This is a genomic window from Nitrospinota bacterium (genome assembly GCA_016208975.1).
GTDB lineage: Bacteria > Nitrospinota_A > UBA7883 > UBA7883 > JACRLM01 > JACQXA01.
The window spans coordinates 42121-59115 of the sequence record JACQXA010000001.1 but is presented as its reverse complement, the minus strand read 5'-3'; the positions used below and the strand labels follow the sequence as shown (position 1 = coordinate 59115).

16 protein-coding genes and 1 tRNA gene are annotated in these 16995 nt (G+C 55.4%); 3 read left to right on the top strand and 14 right to left on the bottom strand.

Annotation, left to right across the window (positions count from 1 at the left end; genetic code table 11):
* Window positions 1–3: 3 nt before the first annotated feature.
* From HY751_00245 to HY751_00230, 4 genes are all read right to left on the bottom strand, one after another.
* Window positions 4–1182 carry an efflux RND transporter periplasmic adaptor subunit gene (locus tag HY751_00245; protein ID MBI4664815.1) on the bottom strand — a complete coding sequence of 393 codons (1179 nt, stop codon included), beginning with the start codon at window positions 1180–1182 and terminating at the stop codon, window positions 4–6.
* Complete coding sequence (locus tag HY751_00240; protein MBI4664814.1) at window positions 1179–2594, bottom strand: efflux transporter outer membrane subunit; 1416 nt, start codon at window positions 2592–2594, stop codon at window positions 1179–1181. Before HY751_00240 ends, HY751_00245 begins: the two co-directional genes overlap by 4 nt.
* Before the next feature lie 59 nt (window positions 2595–2653).
* Window positions 2654–2729, bottom strand: a tRNA-Ala gene (locus HY751_00235).
* Between the two features lie 200 nt (window positions 2730–2929).
* Window positions 2930–3223 carry an HU family DNA-binding protein gene (locus HY751_00230; protein MBI4664813.1) on the bottom strand — a complete coding sequence of 98 codons (294 nt, stop codon included), beginning with the start codon at window positions 3221–3223 and terminating at the stop codon, window positions 2930–2932.
* Between the two features lie 383 nt (window positions 3224–3606).
* On the opposite strand from HY751_00230, the gene HY751_00225 reads away from it, so the two are divergent.
* The 3 genes from HY751_00225 (at window position 3607) to HY751_00215 (ending at window position 8552) form a co-directional block, all read left to right on the top strand.
* On the top strand, window positions 3607–5898 hold the full coding sequence (locus tag HY751_00225) for a hypothetical protein (protein ID MBI4664812.1): 2292 nt from the start codon (window positions 3607–3609) through the stop codon (window positions 5896–5898).
* Window positions 5899–5927: 29 nt separating this feature from the next.
* Window positions 5928–7478 (top strand): NAD(P)H-hydrate dehydratase, encoded by a 1551-nt coding sequence (locus tag HY751_00220; GenBank protein ID MBI4664811.1) that lies wholly within the window; start codon window positions 5928–5930, stop codon window positions 7476–7478.
* A 147-nt stretch (window positions 7479–7625) separates the two neighbouring features.
* Entirely contained in the window at window positions 7626–8552 is a 927-nt protein-coding gene (locus tag HY751_00215; GenBank protein ID MBI4664810.1) for a chemotaxis protein CheV, read from the top strand.
* A gap of 170 nt (window positions 8553–8722) precedes the next feature.
* On the opposite strand, the gene dnaJ is transcribed toward HY751_00215, so the two are convergent.
* The 10 genes from dnaJ to HY751_00165 all read right to left on the bottom strand — a co-directional run bounded on the left by dnaJ (window position 8723) and on the right by HY751_00165 (window position 16994).
* A complete protein-coding gene (gene dnaJ, locus HY751_00210; GenBank protein ID MBI4664809.1) occupies window positions 8723–9826 on the bottom strand; it encodes a molecular chaperone DnaJ in 1104 nt (367 codons plus the stop codon).
* 2 nt (window positions 9827–9828) lie between these two features.
* A complete protein-coding gene (locus HY751_00205; protein ID MBI4664808.1) occupies window positions 9829–10410 on the bottom strand; it encodes a nucleotide exchange factor GrpE in 582 nt (193 codons plus the stop codon).
* A 16-nt stretch (window positions 10411–10426) separates the two neighbouring features.
* Window positions 10427–12208 carry a DUF4340 domain-containing protein gene (locus HY751_00200; protein ID MBI4664807.1) on the bottom strand — a complete coding sequence of 594 codons (1782 nt, stop codon included), beginning with the start codon at window positions 12206–12208 and terminating at the stop codon, window positions 10427–10429.
* Window positions 12209–12217: 9 nt separating this feature from the next.
* Window positions 12218–13585, bottom strand: a complete 1368-nt coding sequence (locus HY751_00195) for a GldG family protein (protein ID MBI4664806.1) — start codon at window positions 13583–13585, stop codon at window positions 12218–12220.
* A 24-nt stretch (window positions 13586–13609) separates the two neighbouring features.
* Window positions 13610–14392, bottom strand: a complete 783-nt coding sequence (locus HY751_00190) for an ABC transporter permease subunit (protein ID MBI4664805.1) — start codon at window positions 14390–14392, stop codon at window positions 13610–13612.
* Entirely contained in the window at window positions 14393–15394 is a 1002-nt protein-coding gene (locus tag HY751_00185) for an ATP-binding cassette domain-containing protein (GenBank protein ID MBI4664804.1), read from the bottom strand. It lies immediately after the preceding gene.
* A 140-nt stretch (window positions 15395–15534) separates the two neighbouring features.
* Window positions 15535–15834, bottom strand: a complete 300-nt coding sequence (locus tag HY751_00180; protein MBI4664803.1) for a hypothetical protein — start codon at window positions 15832–15834, stop codon at window positions 15535–15537.
* Window positions 15831–16268 (bottom strand): DUF192 domain-containing protein, encoded by a 438-nt coding sequence (locus tag HY751_00175; GenBank protein MBI4664802.1) that lies wholly within the window; start codon window positions 16266–16268, stop codon window positions 15831–15833. The genes HY751_00180 and HY751_00175 overlap by 4 nt, the downstream gene beginning before the upstream one ends.
* Before the next feature lie 77 nt (window positions 16269–16345).
* Window positions 16346–16585 (bottom strand): hypothetical protein, encoded by a 240-nt coding sequence (locus HY751_00170; GenBank protein MBI4664801.1) that lies wholly within the window; start codon window positions 16583–16585, stop codon window positions 16346–16348.
* 160 nt (window positions 16586–16745) lie between these two features.
* On the bottom strand, window positions 16746–16994 hold the full coding sequence (locus HY751_00165; protein MBI4664800.1) for a YfhL family 4Fe-4S dicluster ferredoxin: 249 nt from the start codon (window positions 16992–16994) through the stop codon (window positions 16746–16748).
* Window position 16995 lies beyond the last annotated feature (1 nt).

Here is a 16995-nt window from a genome sequence, read left to right as displayed (position 1 = left end):
TTTTTACGGGGCCAGGTTTTCCCTGATTATACCGTTGATCATATCCGCCGCCCCATCGGACTGGCGCTGATAGATATCGGTGGCGTATTTCCCCGCTTCCTTGGCGCGGCCCGCAAGCTGGGCTCCGCTCAGATCATGGGTGTCCACGGTAACTTGCAACGAAAGGCCCAATATTAGGGGATGTTCCTTCAATCTTTCCGGCTCCAGGCTTATCCTCACCGGGGCGCGCTGGACTATTTTTATCCAGTTGCCCGTGGCGTTTTGCGGGGGAAGTATCGAAAACACGCTACCCGTGCCCGCGCCAAGGCTGATCACCTTGCCATGGTATTTCACCCCATCCCCGTGCAGGTCGGAGGTTATCTCCACCTGTTGTCCAACACGGATGTCGTGCAGTTGGGTCTCTTTGAAATTGGCGTCCACCCATAACTGGTCCAGCGGAACCACCGATATTACAGGCTTCCCCGGCGCTATCCTGCCCCCCAGCTGGGCGTTACGTTTGGCCACATGCCCCGTAACCGGAGACCTTATCTCCGACCGTGCAAGATTAAGATAAGCGGCCATAACCCGGGCTTTGGCCCCCTGCACATCCGGATGGATTTCCAGTTTTCCGGCGCCCGCCAGCGCCACCGCCCCGGCCAGTTGTTTTTCCGCCACCTTTTCGGCTTTTACTGCCTCTTCCCAAGCCGCCTTCGACCGGCCGTAATCTTCTTCCGAAACAGCCCTGTCCGCCACCAGCTCTTTTCTGCGCTGGTATTCCGCCGCCAGCCGTTCTGTCTCCAGCTTGCGTAGCGCCAAAGCGGATTTTAATTCTTCCACCTGCTCGAAAAGCTTACGGGTTTTTCGCACAGTCTGGGCCAGCTCGGCCTTGGCCTGGTCCAATGCGACAGAGGCGTCGGCGTCACCAATCTTTATCAGCAGTTGGCCCTTCTCCACCATGTCGGTTTCATCGGCGTATATTGCCACCACCGTGCCCGCCGCCTGAGGCTCCACCTGCACGATATTCCCGGCCACATAAGCATTGTCGGTATATGCGTAATGACGGCCTATAATCAGCCAATAAGCGCCGAAAGCCACACCCGCCAACGCGAACCCGGCCAGCAGAATCGAGATAATCCGCTTTCTTTTATGGTTCGGGCTTGCTTCCTGCCGGGGCGCTTCTGTTTTAGTATCGGGGCCGTTCATTTGGTGTTTCCCGCAAGCAACTCATCACTCATATATCCTCCGCCCAGTGATTTTATCAGCAAAACCCTGGCTGTAAGGTTTTCACGCCGGGCCGTGGCCAACTCTAACCGCTGGACAATCATCATACCGCTGGCGTTTATCTCCGCCATGGCATCGTCCAGCCCCGCTTCGCGCCGTTTCCGGATGGCCTCATAACCGGCTTGCGCGGCTTCCAGCGCCATCTTTCCAGACTCTAACCTTTTTGCGGCGCCATCCACTGAAATAACCGAGTCCGCCGTTTCTTTTACCGCGTTAATCACCGTCAGGTTGTATTTTTCCACGGCCATGTCCCATTCCACGCCACGGGATTCAAGATTGGCCGAAAGCCTGCCCCCGTCGAAAAGGGGCAGGTGGATTGCCGGACCGAAGTTATACATATGGCTATCAGCATTGAACAGTTTTTCTATATCCACGCTTTGAAGCCCCACCAGCGCCCTGATGTTCACATTTGGGTAAAACAGCGCCCGGGCCGCGTCCACGCGATACCCCGCCGTTACCACTCTCAACTTCGCGGCGATGATGTCCGGCCTTCTTGCGAGAATGTCCGTCATCAGGTTATCCGGCAACGCGGCGGGAGAGGCAAAATCCCGCGATTTGGCCGTTTCGCTGGACATGGCATAGTCCGGCCCGCGCCCCATTAACGCGGCAAGTTTGTTGGCGGCCATGCCAGCGTCACGTTTGGCCCCGGCTACCGAGGAACGCATTAGCTCCAGATCTAGTCGCGCCTTTTGCAGGGAGGTTATGGAATCCAATCCCCCCTCCACCCTTTTAGCGGCAAGGCGTTCCAACGATTCACTGTTGGCAAGGAGTATTCCCATAAGCTCCAGCCGTTCCCGGAACCATGATAGGTCGAAGTACGCCTGGGCCACGGCGAACGAGAGTAACAGTCTGGCCATATAGGTTTCGGCCTTAACTGCCGCGGCCTCGCCTAAAGCGCTTTTTATGATGGAGGCGTGAAGGCCCCAGATGTCCAGTTCGTAGCTGAATGCTAAAGATGCCTGCGTCAGCGTGTTCGGATTTTGGAAAAACCTGGTCGGTATCAAGCCGTTGTCGCTTATCCGCTGGCGGAAAGATTCAGCGTTCATCGAAACGTCAGGAGTATCCACCGCTCCGGCAAGCCGCGCCTGCGCGTCGGCAAATCGGGCCTTGGCCTGGGCCAGCTTCATTTCAGGTGAATTACTGAAGGATTCCTCAACCAGTTTTGCAAGAACCGGGTCGTTAAAATCCCTCCACCACTCAATACCCGGCCACGGCCCAGGCGTAAGCGCCCCTTCTTTTGCGGCATTTGCCATGGTTTTCGACGCGGAAGGAGGATCTATAAGCGATGACTGGTTTTTATAAGAGCCTGTGCCGGCGCAACCGGAATAAACCAAGACCGATAGAAAAAGTGTGAACAGCTTTAATAATAAAGCGGTAGGATGGCTGGAAAAATTGGTGGAGCAGAGGGGGATCGAACCCCTGACCTCAGCATTGCGAACGCTGCGCTCTCCCAACTGAGCTACTGCCCCACAAAGTTTGGATGATAACATAACTCACCAAGGCCGCCCAACATTTTTTAGCGGTTTGGGGCCTTAACGCCTTGTGAATGCTAGCCATGGCGGCGCTTAAACCGCTTTAGGCAAAAAGAAAAACCGGCCAGCGGAACGCGGGTTTTTGTATTTTCCCCCACACCCTTTCCGCCGGGCCGGTTTAACGAAAATCAGAGCCCCTATTTGGAGCCCAGTACGGCGTCTTTGCAGGCTTTGGCCACGCGGAATTTAACAACCTTCTTCGCGGGTATTTTTATTACTTCGCCAGTCTGCGGATTCCTACCCTTGCGGGCTTTCCTCTGAACCAGAACCAGTTTGCCCAACCCCGGCAGGGTGAAGCCATTTTTCGCCTCTTTGTAGGCCAAAGCGGCCAAACCGTCCAGGATCTGGGCGGCCAGCTTCTTTGTTAAGCCGGATGCGGTGGCGATGTTGTCAGCGATTTGCCCCTTGGTCATTGGTTTTTTTCCAGCCATCTAACGGTTCTCCTCTCATGCGTTGTAGCTTAATCGGAACTTAAAGGTTAGTGATTTTTACCAGAGTTTAATAAGCAGTTCAACACAAAAGTTGGTTTTTTTAATTCATCGCAAGCGTCGTTTCACCCGCTGATGACGCGGTTTTTCGGAACACGTGTTCTTTTCGGGTTCCAGCAATTAAGCGATATAGCGCTATACGGCGTAACGCCGCGTGACGTAAGGACCGCGCCGGTAATTCCTCCGTGGCCAGGCGCGCCGGAGGTCAAATTGAAAAAACAAACCCAGCGGATGACCGTTTTTCTGTATAATCACCGGGAAAATCCTTAACTTTATTGCGCCGGATCCCGGCGCCCGTCACAGCATCCAGGAGGATCTTTTAAACGATGAGCGACCACACCAGCAGTGAATCCGATACCGCCAGGGCGGATATAGAAAACATGTCAGGCGCTGGCATGGCGGCCTACAGGGAATTTCTGGACGAGGCGGCCAAAGAGCGCAAGACCATCCAGCTTCTGGTGGAATATATATCGAAGAACCTTGAACCTCTGGAAAACAAGGTGGAAGTGTTCCGCCGGGTGGAGGAAAAACTGGCGGGGATAGACTCCATATCCAGCGATATGGACCGGAAGCTTGCGGAGTTCCGTGGCGTAGGCTCCTCCATCGGCGAGACGGCTCAGAAAGCCGAAGAGGTTATGGATCAGCTGAACCGGAATAAGAAGGACATAGACTCCGTAAACAGGTTGGTGGAGCACATCAACTCGAAAATAAAGGCTCTATCCCTCCAAAGGGTCATCGTGGAGCGGGCCAACGAGGAAGCCGGAAAGCTGAATGTCCTGTTTTGGGACATGGAATCCCGCATCAAGCGCCTTGCCGAGGAGAACAAGCTTGTCCGCAAGTCTGAAAAGAACATAGTCCGGCTGGAAAACATGCTGGAAACCGTGTCCAGCCGCATGGAAAGCATCGACAAGTTCAAGGAGCTTCTATCCCAGGCGGAGGATAAAAGCCACTCCATGCGCAAAACCCTTGGTGAAATGGACGCCAGGATGGAATCCCTCACCTCCCACAAACAATCGGTGGAGCGCCTTAACGCCGACGTAAAACGGAACCAGAACTCGCTGGACTCCATGCAGACCGCCATAGACGAGCTGACGCAACAAAAGAGCCTTGTTTCCGAGACCCAGCGGGAGGTTTCCGAATTCCTGCAGAACATAAACTCCCTCCGGGTGGAGATGCGCAACGTGCTCTCCCGGGAAGACCAGGTGCGCAAGATCGGCGAACGGCTGGCGGACCTGGACAGGCTTTCGGCCAATGTGGAGATGAACCTTACGCGTCTTCGTGAGGAAGAGAAACGGGCCAAGGTGGTGGAGACCAAGGTAAACGAGCTTAACACCCAGCTTACCGGCGTCGTTGAGGAAAAGCTTAAGCTGGTGTCGGATCAGTTAAAGGTGGTGGAGGGCGCCCAGCAGAACGTGGAGCGGTTTTTCGACTCCGCCGGGCAGGTGGAGGAGAAACTTTCAAAGTTCCGGCAGGAGGCCAAGGTCGCCGAGGAGATCGAAACCAACGTCAACCGCCTCGGCGACATGTTCGACACCGTGAACCGCCGCATGGAGGAGCTTGCCCAACGCAAGATTATGGTGGAGCAGGTGGAAGGGAAAATAAACTCCCTCAACGACATGGTGTTGAACCTGGACATAAAAATGGAGAACCAGCTGGAACGGCGGGGTCTTATCGAAAAGCTGGAGAAAAAGCTGGACGGGCTGGATTACCTCATCGAAGACGCCAACCTGAAGATCGACAAGGTAACCAGGAAAACCGAAATGGTGGATTCCCTGGACCGCAGGATAGAAAGTTTCAGCCAGATGACCGGTTCGCTAGAAGAACGTCTGCTGGGCCTGGCGAAGGAAAAGGCCAACGTGGACGCCACCGAAGCCAGGCTAAAAAACCTGTATGACAGGCTGTCCGAGGTGGAGGACGGAATAAACGGCAAGATATCCGAAGCGGAAGCGGGCTACAAGAAACTCGAAGAGCTGAAAAGCATCCAGCAGACCATCAACCCGGCCCTCACCCGCGCCCAGGAGCAGATCGACGAGGCCAAACGCCTGGTGAAAGACAGTGATGTGGTGAAGGAAAAGGTGGAGTCCATCGCCGGGAAAATAACGGAAGTGGAAGAGCGGGTCCGCTACCTGGGTGAGCAGGACGAGCGTATAGTGGATATGGAGAAGAAGCTGTCTTACCTGAGTACCGTTTACTCCTCCATAGATGACCGCATAGCCACTTTGAAGGGCAAGGAAGAGGACATAAAGAAGATGGCCGAACAGATGGCCGGTCTCCAGGCATCCCTGCGGGACGCCCATGCCCAGAAAGAGGCGCTGGAGCGGGACAAGGAAAGCTTCAAGGCCATCACCACCCGCATATCCGGCATCAACGAGATGATGAGCGAGGAAGAATCCAAGATGGAGCGTCTGTCTTCCAAGCTGGCCATCGTCACCCGGCTGGAGCAGAGGTTGAACGACCTGAACATTCTGGCCGAAGACGTGCAGGCCAAGGCGGGCGCGTTGAAGGAAGAGGAACGGGTGATAGACAAAGCCGGAGCCCAGATAGTGGAACTGAAATTCCTGCTCGGTGAGATAGAGAAGAAGCTCAACGAGTATTTCGGGATGAAGAACCAGGCGTAAGCCCAAACCCCGTAGCAAGGCGCAGTTCAATGATAAAAGTTGTTACCGCCGCGCAGATGCGGGATATAGACCGCCGGACTATCGAGGAGATGGGGATACCCGGCGTGGTCCTTATGGAAAACGCCGGGATTGCGGTGGTTAACGCCATCCGGGAAAAAATTCCGGACCTGCGCAAGACGCGGGTTAACATCTTCTGTGGCAAGGGGAATAACGGCGGCGACGGGTTTGTGGTGGCGCGCCACCTTTTCAACTTGGGGGCCGAACCCACGGTGTTCCTTGTGGCTGAAAAGGAAGAGATAAAAGGGGACGCCCGCATAAACCTGGACAGCTTCATAGCCATAGGCGGGCGGGTTAAAGAGTTCACTACCGAAAAACACATCCACAACTTCAAACTCAAGTTCTTCCACACCACCGTAGTGGTGGACGCCCTTCTGGGCACGGGGGCATCTTCAGAGCCAAAGGGATTTTATATCCAGGCGTTGGAGGCTATGAACGGCCAGGGCAAACTGAAAGTGGCGGTGGATATTCCCTCCGGCGTCATGGCCGACGACGGTTCCATTCCCGGCGCGCATTTTGTGGCCGATGTTACGGTCACTTTCGGCCTGCCAAAACCCGGTTTACTTATAACTCCAGCCAGAAACGCTGTAGGTCAGCTCGTGATAGCCGATATTTCCATCCCCTCGAAGGTGGTGGATGAATCCCCCTGCTCAGGGTGGCTCCCGGAAAAAGAGGACATCCGCAAAATGCTTCCCCGCCGCCCGCCGGACGGGCATAAGGGAACCTTCGGGCATCTGCTAACCGCTTGCGGCTCCACTGGCATGGGTGGCGCGGCGGCGCTTTGCGGCCTTTCAGCCCTGCGTGCGGGGACTGGCCTTGTCACTGCGGCGTTGCCTTCCAACCTCCTCCCCTCTTTCGAGCTGGGCGCCATGGAGGTTATCGGCCTGCCCCTACCAGAAACGGAGACAGGCTCCATATCCGATGGGGGGTTCGATCGGTTCATGGCGGCGCTGGAGGGGAAGTCCGCCATAGCCATGGGTCCGGGACTTACAACCCATCCATCCACCGCTTCGTTCGTCCGGCGTGTGGTGGAATCGGCGGAAATCCCCATGGTGCTGGACGCCGATGGGCTGAACTGTCTTGCCGGGCATATGGATATTATCAAGCGGCGGAAACACCCCACAATCATCACACCCCACCCAGGCGAGATGGGGAGGCTAACGGGCCAAACCGCCGCCCAAGTTCAACAGGACAGGCTTAAAGCCGCATCCGCGCTTGCCATGGAAACCGGAGCGATCGTGGCGCTGAAGGGGGCTGGAACGGTTATATCCACCCCCGATGGGGCCAACTATATAAACCCCACCGGGAACGAGGGTTTGGCCTCCGGCGGCACGGGAGATGTGCTTACGGGGCTCATCGGTGGCCTGCTGGCCCAAGGGGCCGAGGCATGGAAGGCCGCCGTGGCCGGGGCTTACATCCACGGCCTGCTGGCGGACATTTATAAGGCGAAACACGTGCAATCCATAACCCTCATGGCCTCGGACTTGCTAAATTTGATGCCCCAGGCCATGGGAGAGTTGTAATTGGTTCCGGGTTGTCCTATCATTAGCCGTTAGGTAATCTTTAATCACCGGCAGTCACATTTCTCCTTTGGGCTGTCGGGCTTTACCGGAATCCATTATTAAAAACCAGTCAAACCGAGGCGGCGATTTTGCGCCGGAGACATGTAAATGAACGGGCAGGAAATCCTTCTTGAAAGCGGAACCAACGAGTTTGAGATAGTCGAATTCTTCGTGGGCTCCCAAAGCTACGGGGTGAACGTGGCCAAGGTGCGGGAGATAATCCAGTACGATGGCAAATCCATCACCCCCATCCCGGAACACCACCCGGCCATGCTTGGCCTGTACTACCTCCGGAACGAGACTTTCCCGCTTATAGACCTGGCGTCCATATTAAAAAACGAGCATGTGTCCAACTCCGACCGGCGCGTCATATTGGTGTGCGAGTTCAACACCCTGGTGAACGGGTTCCTGGTGGACGGTGTCCGCCAGATCCACCGCTGTTCCTGGGAGAGCGTCAAACCGGTGGCCAATTTCGTCTCCCAGTACCGGCCCATGATAACCAGCACCGTGCATTTTGAAGACAGGCAGATACTCATTCTGGACCTGGAGCACATCATATCCACCATCTATCCCCAATCCGCCGTCACTTACGACGAGGATAATTTGCCCGCCAGCTCCCTGCGCAGGGAAGAGGCCCAGATAATCGTGGCGGAGGATTCGCCATTGATAAGGGACGCCGTTATAAAAATACTCAAAAAAGTCGGTTACACGAACCTGACGGTTTTCACCAACGGCAAGGACGCCTTCGCCAAAGTTATGGAGATCAAGGAAGAGGCGGAGAGCCAGCGTGTGCCCATAAAGAAATTCATAAGCGGCATACTTACGGACATCGAGATGCCCCAGATGGACGGGCTTACCCTTTGCCGGAAGGTGAAGATGGACGCGGGCATAGACCTGCCGGTTATCATGTTCTCCTCGATGATAAACGAACAGATGGCCATGAAATGCCGCGAGGTGGGCGCCAACGCCTATACCACAAAACCGCAGACCAGCCAGCTGATTGAGCTTATAGACCAGTACTTCCTGAACAAATAGAACCGCGCATTGCTGGAAGGCTTCGCGGCCCGGCTAGCCCGCCATCACGGGCCCAGCCTACCAGGTTTGCTTCGCCGGGGTCGTTTACCCCGGTTTCCCGCCAAACCATTCCCGTGGTCGGGCGACCACGGGGAAGCGGTCAATATCATGGTGGGATAAGCGCCCCCGCCTCACCCCATAAATTTCTCGAAAAAGCCTTTCTGGTGCGCCCGCACGGAGCTTTTATCCAGCTCCGCCAACTCCCTGAAAAGCTCCTCCTGCCGCTTGCCGAGCTTCTCCGGCGTCATCACCACCAGCCGCACTATGAGGTCGCCCCGCCCGTAATGCCTGAGGTGGGGGACGCCCATCCCCTGCAACCTGTGGATTGATTCACTCTGGGTGGCGGCGGGGATGTTGAACTCTTTCTCCCCCTCCAGGGTGGGTATAGTGATGTCCGCCCCCAGGGCCGCCTGGGAAAAGGTTATGGGCACGGTCACTACAATGTCGTCTCCGTGGCGTTTGAAAACCTCGTCTTCCTTGATGAACAGCACCACGTAAAGATTACCCGCGGGGCCGCCGTTGCGCCCGGGCTCCCCCTCCCCTTTCAACCGGAGCTGGGAGCCTGTCTCCACACCGGCTGGAATCTTCACGGAAAGCTTCTTGCGTTCCAGCGTCTGGCCAGAGCCTTTGCATTTCTTGCATGGGTTGGTTATTTTCACGCCTTCCCCCCGGCACGACGGGCATTCGGTGGAAATGGCGAAGAACCCCTGGGACCTGGTTACCTTCCCGGCGCCCCGGCATGTGGGGCATACGGAGCTTTTGGAGCCGGGCTCGCTCCTGGAGCCTTCGCAGGCGGAGCAAAGGATGTATTTCTCCACCTCAAAATCTTTGTCCACACCGAAAACCGCCTCCTTGAACTCGACCTCCATGTCGTACCGCAGGTCGGCCCCTTTTCGCGGCTGGTTTGGAGCGCCACGGCGGGCGCCGCTAAACCCAAAAAAGTCTTCGAAAACATCGCCGAAACTGGAAAAAATGTCCTCAAACCCGGAGAATCCGGAAAAACCGGTCTGTTTTAGCCCATCATGGCCGTATCTGTCGTACAGTGATTTTTTGTCCGGATCGCGCAGAACCTCGTAGGCCTCCGAAGCCGCCTTGAAATTTTCCTCGGCTTCCGGGTTGCCGGGGTTCTGGTCTGGATGGTACTGGTAGGCTTTCTTCCTGTAAGCTTTCTTTATCTCGTCCGGCGAGGCGTTTTTTTGAACGCCGAGAATCTCGTAGTAGTCCTGTTTTGTCATAATCACTTCATCTTGCCCACGCGCACCAGCGCAGGACGAAGCACCCTTCCCTCATAAATGTAACCGCTGGCCAACTGCTCCAGCACCATGTTGTCTTGCGCCTCGTCGTCCACCGGCGCCACCGACACCGCCTGGGCGGTTTCCGGATTGAACGGTTCACCGGCGCATTGTATTGTCTTCAAGCCCCGGTTGACCAGCGCTTTCATCATCCCTTCCCGCAGACGGGCCAGCCCTTCCGCCATGTCTTGAGACGAACTGCCTTTAGAGGCGCTTTCTATTGCCCGGTCGAAATCGTCCACAATCGGCAGAAGCTCCGCCACAAGGTCGCCAAACCTTTGCCTGGAGCGGTTCTCGACGTCGGCCTCCAGCCGTTTGCGCACCTGGTCCATATCCGCCATCTTTTCCTTATAGGCGGCGATGTACTCTTTCAGGCGCTCATCGTTCTCGGCTATCTTCCGGTTCAGCTCCTCCACATAGGTGGGCACGCGCTCCAGATCCGGCGCGGTGGTATCATCTATGGTGTCTTCAGCGGATTTTATCCGCCGTTTGTCTGTAACGGTTATTTTTGCGGCATCTTCACTCATGGTTCCTCTAATCCGGTCAGGAGGATAACAGGCTTTCAAGAGAGGCCACCATATCCTCTGTCACAAACCTCTCACCTACTAAAAACAGCTCTTTCGTCCTGACGCTTCTGGCGTAAAAATAGCCGGGTTTTCCGGCCCGGGCGCCAACGGCCACCTCGTCCACCAGGCCGCCAGATTTATTATAAACCGACACTGTCAGAACTGGCTTATCCAGCCCGCCAGCGGCGCCTTCCGGCGCCCTCTGGCTGAACCGGAACCCAGACAGCGCCCATACCAGGGCACGCCACGCCTCGGCGGACACTTTTTTATTCTCCGGCGCGGCCATGGTGAAATCTTCATCCTTTTTCGAAACGTCGAACACCTGCCCTTTGCGGTTTACCACCACCCGCCCTATCTGGTCGGACAGTATCTTGAAAAACCGCCGGTCCTCAAACTCGCCAGGGTTCTTGAATAAAGATTTGAACGTTTCGCCGCTCACCTCCACCACGTCATCCCGGCCCGTAAAGGAGGCGAAATAACTATCCCCTTTGTTGGCGGGGGCTTTCGCCAGGGTGAGCGCCTTGTCGCCACCGGCGGCGGAGATGGTTATGGTCAATGCGGGTTTTGACAGCCCTTTGGAAGCTGGCCCTGCTATCCGTAAATACTTGGCGTTTTCCAGATCGTAAAGAAACGCCATGACGGACATTTCTTCCATAACAAGCCCGGCAGGCTCGGTTACAATCCACTCCGGCCCGGTCTGTTTACCCTGCGCCACTTTACCGGGTTTGCGGGTTATGACCGTTTTTCCCTCGGGCATTTCAATTTTCACCCGGGTTATATTTTCCCGGGTCAGGTTATGTATCCGAAGATCCATAAAGGCTTCCGCCGATTGCGGAAGATCCTTTTCAATCCGGTCATCCACGGTCAATATCTCGCCGGTGTCCAGCCGTTTTATGTACCGGCCGCCGTCCGGGGAGTAATGGCCCATGGCGAATCCGAAGGTCCCTTTATCCGTACCCATTTTTACGGTTATTTCAGGGTTTTTCAGCCCATATTCCACCGACTCCCCTTCCGGGCCGGAAACGAAACCAATTCCCTTAAGGGTGGTGAGGATGGACAACAGTTTTAGGATGGCGCCCCCGTCCGCCTGGGTGGCATGGGGTATTGTCATTTTCCATGGCGCGTCCTCGGGCTTTACTTCCTTGCCATCTTTGGATTTGGATAGCCGTTCGAACTTCAGGCCGAGTTTGTTTAATTTCAACTCCAGGGATTTAACATCCAGCGCGTCAAAATCGAACAGCTTTTTATTTCGCAGGTCGCCCAACCCTTTGGTGACGGCCTCCACAGGTCTCGCGCTGGCCAGAAACACCGTGTCCCGCCCGCTGGCCATCAGGTAATACTCTTTCCCTGTTTGCGCCTTGTCGCCGATTTTCAGGGTGAACATATTCCCCCCGGAGGTCACAAAAAGCGCCTCCTCGGGCTCGGCCAGTCCAAACTCGGCCAGGTTCTCCACCGCCCCAAGGTCTTTGACCACCTTCAACTCAGTAGCTGAGGATATTAACTTCTCTACTGTCTCCTCATCGGCCCGGGCCTTTACCGGGCTTGTGATCGTCCATGTTTTATCTTGCCGGTCCAACACTATCACCGGCTGGCCGGGGCGTTTTAGAGTGACGGCGGCGACATCTTCCGGGTTGAAGGCAAACACCGGCGGGGTCTTGTTCTCTTTCTTCTTTCCGGCGCCGCCCGAAACGTCGAAGTAATAATAGGCCCCAGACAGGCAGACAAATAAAACCAGCGTTATGATTATTTTAAATCGCATACGAGGGGCTTAAACGCGGCGTTTCTTCCATACGTAAACGCCGGCCACTATCACCATCATCGGCAACAGCGCCACCGACACCCAGAAAATGGCCGCCAGTTGCGTTTGAGTGAACAGGATGGGGTTGAACCCCTTCGCTTTCGGGCGGATGGATATCCGGTTTTCCTGTTCCAGCGACCAACTCACTAGATTGAGGAAAATATCCCGGTTGCCGGAAATGCCAATGGCGGAGTTGGAGGCGAAATCGGCGTCACCGGCCACCACCAGCCTGGTCTTCTCCGCCTTCTCGCCTATCTTCCTCTCCTCTTTAGCCTGGCCCGCCTCCCATTCGGCGGCGGCCACTATCACCCGGGGGCCGGGCAGGTCCTTTTTCTCATCAAACTCGGGCGTTCCCTTTTCGATGGAGCCCATATCCGTTTCACTCCATCCATGCTGGGAGCTTTGCCCCACCACCACGGGGGCAATTTTCCCCTTCCCCGGCCCTATCTCCAGCGACCTGGCCATGGGGAAAAACGTGGCCGCGTTGAAACCTTTCACCGCCGGGTGAGGGCCATATTCGGCCACCGCCGCCACCAGCGCGTCAAATCCCAGTTGCTGGCTCACCGGGTCCAGCACTATGTCATCCACAGTTTCAAATCCATACTCTTTGAGCAGGTTTTGCAGGTTCGGGGTTTTTCCTGGGTCTAACGCGGCTATAAGAGCCCTGCCCGAATCGAGCCTTTTTCGAAGCTTGTCCGCTTCTGTTGGCTGGATGTCTTTCGTGGGGCCGGGGATTATCACAAGGTCGGCGTCCGCAGGTATTTCCGGCGTCTTCAGGAAATTCAGCGTCTCTACGGCGTAACCCGCCGACTCCAGCGCCTGCCGGGCGGCAAACCATCCTTTTGGGCTGTTATCGTCGGGCCCGCGTTCGCCATGGCCTTCCAGCAGATATACTTTTTTGACCCCCGGCGAGGTGGCTTTCAGTATGGCGTTGGTCAGGCTCTCTTCCGTAAGGCGCTTAACAACTTCCTTCCTGCCTTGGGAGGTCTCCACTACATGCGTGTTATATTCCCGGACATCGTATTTTTTCGCCAGCGCCGGTTTTTTGTCCGGATCTATTATCTCGTAATGGATCTTTTTGGATTCGTAAGCGTACTGCTCCAGAATGTCCTGGGCTAGTTTCGCCGCGTCGGGTTTTACGAAGGAATAGACCGTCACATCCCCCTCCAGCCCCTGAAGGGTTTTTAGGGTCTGCGGCGATAGGGAAAAACTGCCCGTCTCCGTAAAGTCCCACCGTTTATGATGGGAGGCGGCCAGCGCGTTGATGACAATAATCACCGCCAGGGTGAGCATGACGAAGATTGCCGACCCGGAACCGTATTTTAACCGCTTGTTCATTTGCCCGCGCCCACTGCCTTTAAATCAACCTCTCCAGTTCTTCGATTCCAGCGACCGGATAGTGAGGAACAGGAAAAAGAAATTGAATGTGGCGTAATAGACGATATCCCGCGTGTCCAGCACCCCTTTTGCGAAATTGTCCACCCGTTCCAGTATGGAGAAGCCTTTCAGTATTTCGGCTATGGTCCCGGTGTCGCTCCCGGCGGCCCAGCTGATTATCCAGAAGAGGAGCAGGGCGCCAAAGGTGATGGCCGCTGAGATTATCTGGTTCTCCGTAAGGGTGGATATGAAAATGCCCAGCGATATGAACGCCCCGCCCAGCAGTATCAACCCAAGATAACCCGTGACCACGCAACCCCAGGAAAAGCCGGAATGATAGGCTAACAGCCCTATGTAAATGAAGGTTGGCGCCACCATTATGGACACCATGGCCAGGGCCGCCAGGTATTTGCCCATGACCAGCGCCAGGTCTTTAATGGGCCACGTGAAAAGTAGCTCTATGGAGCCGCCTTTCTTTTCCTCGGAGAATAGCCGCATGGTAAAAAGAGGGGCCATCATCAGCAGGACCACCGACATGTTGCCGAATAACGGGCGCAGGATATACTCTTCCACGTTCAGTTCCTGCTCCATGCCGCCCCCGAACTGGGCCATCCTGCTTATTTCAAAACTGGCCACGCCGTAATACACCATGCCGGTGTAGAAAAAATATCCGGCGATGATTAAAAACATCACCATAACCGCGTAAGCCACCGGGGAGTAGAAGTATGACTGCAACTCCCGTTTCATCACCGCCGTCATGCCACCCATCTAAAGCTCCTCAATCTCGCCAGCGGGGTTTTCCACAGGTTCGGCCGCTGTCTGGGGCTCCCGGGTGACAAGTTTCAAGTAAACCTCCTCCAGCGAAAGTGACTCTGTGGATGACAGTTCCATAACCTCCCAATCCCGGTCCACCGCCATTTTCATAAGCTCTTTGCGGGGGTTTTTTCCCTGGCCGGGTATAAGGTGGAATGTGCCAGTCTCCACCCCGTCGGCCACGGTAGTCTGCGCCATGTAAGCGGTATCAACCCCGGGCAGGGAACCCAGCGCCTCCAGCGCGGAAACCATGGGAGCCTCTATCTTCACAATTATCCTGCCGCCTCCGGCGAACTGGCGGGACAGGTTCTCCGGGGTATCCGCCGCGATAAGTTTGCCGTTGTTTATTATCAGCACCCGGGAGCAGATCATCTGCACTTCCGGCAGGATATGGCTGGAGAGTATCACCGTGCGCTTCCCGCTAAGGTCTTTTATCAGCGACCGGATTTCGGCGATCTGCTGTGGGTCAAGCCCTATGGTGGGTTCGTCCAGAATCAGCGCCTCCGGGTCGTTCAACAATGCCTGGGCCAAACCCACCCGTTGCCGGTACCCTTTCGACAGGCTTCTTATCAGCGACCGGCTCCGGCCAGATATGCCGGTGGACTCCATAACCTCGCCCACCTTGGATTTTTTCTGTTGCCCGGAAAGGCCCTTCACGTCCGCAACGAAATACAGATATTCCTCAACCCGCATCTCGGTGTATAGCGGTGTGGACTCCGGCAGGTAGCCGATACGCTTCTTGACCTCCATCACGTCGTTCACCACATCGAATCCGGCCACGGTTACCCTGCCATCCGTGGGGGGCATAAACCCGGTAAGGATGCGCATGGTGGTGGTTTTCCCGGCGCCGTTCGGGCCCAGGAAGCCGCATATCTCCCCTTGTTCCATAAAGAAGGAAATGCCGTCCACCGCAGTGACCGGCCCATACTTCTTGGTGAGATTATCTACGCTTATCAATTTAATCCAATAAATATCAAATTAGTACAGAAGATATAAAACTGGCGGAGGGATTTGTCAATGCTGGTGTCCATAGATAATCGGCCCGGTTCAAACCCGGCCACCTAAGCGTTTAATGGGTAAGGGAATAGGTTGGCCCGTCATTCGGACCATTTGTAGTCGGATACGGTCCAATCGTCCGTAAACTCCACCCAGAGGGAGCTCAAATTGATGTCCTTATAGAAATAGGCGGCCCCTTCGGGGGCGGAAACCTTCATGTCCGGTTCGCCGAACATGGTTTTCAGGTCTTCCCGGGTGGTGACGCCTTCCTTGATGTTCCCCACCTTCTCGGCGGTAATCCTGTAGGGTTCGTCTATCCCAAGGGGGGCGGTGGCGCATCCAATAGCTGTGAACGTGGCGGCCAGCGCCGCTAAAACCGTGAACATTCTGAAAAACTTCACTTTTTATATTCCACCCTGGTTTTTTCCATTATCCCATGTCTTAGGCAATACCCCGCCGGAACCTCCAGCGCGTACCGCACTGCTGTTCCCGAACCATACCTGGGGCAAGGCTCACCCCGGCATGGCGGAACACCACTCCATATCTTGCGTATGATGAACTCTTTGTCAATGAAAATGATGTCCAGCGGGATGGCCATGTTTTTCATCCAGAAATAAAGCGCCTCATCCTGGGGGAATATAAACCACATCCCGGTCCCTTCCGGTAATGCTCCCCGGAACATAAGGCCCATCTGGGTTTTAGATGGGGTATCCGCCACTTCAACAGTTACTTGAACCAGGCCTGGAGATTGCGGAAACTTAACACTTCGCGCGAAGGAGGGATTGGCCAGAAGCGCCATGGTTAACATATTTATTATCAGTATGTTTAGCTTCATATATTAACGCATTGGATTATGAATAAAAATGGACAGGCCTTGAATCAGGCTAGACTTGGCTTTAATAGGCGGAAGCTTTAAATACCTTCCCTCATGGCGGCGAGACGGGCGGCTATTTTGGATTCCCGTTCCGCTTTTTTGGCTTCCAGCCCTTCCCGGATGCCTTCCAGCATCTGCCGCTGGATTGAGGATATGGACCTGATCTCCGAATCCAGCGTAAGGCAGTGGATTGCCGCGGCGATGCCCGCTACCGCCATAAAGGCGAATTCGGCCAGCAGTATCAGCCGGAACACCGGCTCCAAAATATCCAGCGTCATGTTGAGAGTCCTTCAATCCTCACCTAACCTTATCGGAACCCCGGGCTGATACTTGATACATACTTCGTCTGGCCGCTCCGGAAATTTCCGGAAATGGCAAACGGCCCTCCCCATTCACCGGAGAGAGCCGTTTATTTGATCGTCCGCCGTACGAAACAGGTTATTTCTTGTGAAGCCCTTCGTATTTGGCTTTCAGCTCTTCGGGCGACTCCTGATGGTCGGGATCGGCCACGATGCAGTCCACCGGGCAAACGTCCACACACTGTGGATCTTCGTAGGCGCCCACGCACTCGGTGCATTTGGACGCATCGATCACATATGTGTCTTCCCCTTCGCTGATGGCCTCGTTGGGGCACTCCGGCTCGCAAACGCCGCAGTTGACGCATTCATCATTAATCATTAAAGCCATT

Excerpts from the sequence above, each read along its gene's own strand:
- dnaJ (MBI4664809.1), bottom strand. The coding sequence starts at position 9,826 with ATGACAAAACAGGACTACTACGAGATTCTCGGCGTTCAAAAAAACGCC.
- HY751_00230 (MBI4664813.1), bottom strand. The coding sequence starts at position 3,223 with ATGGCTGGAAAAAAACCAATGACCAAGGGGCAAATCGCTGACAACATC.
- HY751_00215 (MBI4664810.1), top strand. The coding sequence starts at position 7,626 with ATGAACGGGCAGGAAATCCTTCTTGAAAGCGGAACCAACGAGTTTGAG.
- HY751_00190 (MBI4664805.1), bottom strand. The coding sequence starts at position 14,392 with ATGGGTGGCATGACGGCGGTGATGAAACGGGAGTTGCAGTCATACTTC.
- HY751_00175 (MBI4664802.1), bottom strand. The coding sequence starts at position 16,268 with ATGAAGCTAAACATACTGATAATAAATATGTTAACCATGGCGCTTCTG.
- HY751_00165 (MBI4664800.1), bottom strand. The coding sequence starts at position 16,994 with ATGGCTTTAATGATTAATGATGAATGCGTCAACTGCGGCGTTTGCGAG.
- HY751_00245 (MBI4664815.1), bottom strand. The coding sequence starts at position 1,182 with ATGAACGGCCCCGATACTAAAACAGAAGCGCCCCGGCAGGAAGCAAGC.
- HY751_00200 (MBI4664807.1), bottom strand. The coding sequence starts at position 12,208 with ATGCGATTTAAAATAATCATAACGCTGGTTTTATTTGTCTGCCTGTCT.
- HY751_00220 (MBI4664811.1), top strand. The coding sequence starts at position 5,928 with ATGATAAAAGTTGTTACCGCCGCGCAGATGCGGGATATAGACCGCCGG.
- HY751_00205 (MBI4664808.1), bottom strand. The coding sequence starts at position 10,410 with ATGAGTGAAGATGCCGCAAAAATAACCGTTACAGACAAACGGCGGATA.
- HY751_00195 (MBI4664806.1), bottom strand. The coding sequence starts at position 13,585 with ATGAACAAGCGGTTAAAATACGGTTCCGGGTCGGCAATCTTCGTCATG.
- HY751_00170 (MBI4664801.1), bottom strand. The coding sequence starts at position 16,585 with ATGACGCTGGATATTTTGGAGCCGGTGTTCCGGCTGATACTGCTGGCC.
- HY751_00225 (MBI4664812.1), top strand. The coding sequence starts at position 3,607 with ATGAGCGACCACACCAGCAGTGAATCCGATACCGCCAGGGCGGATATA.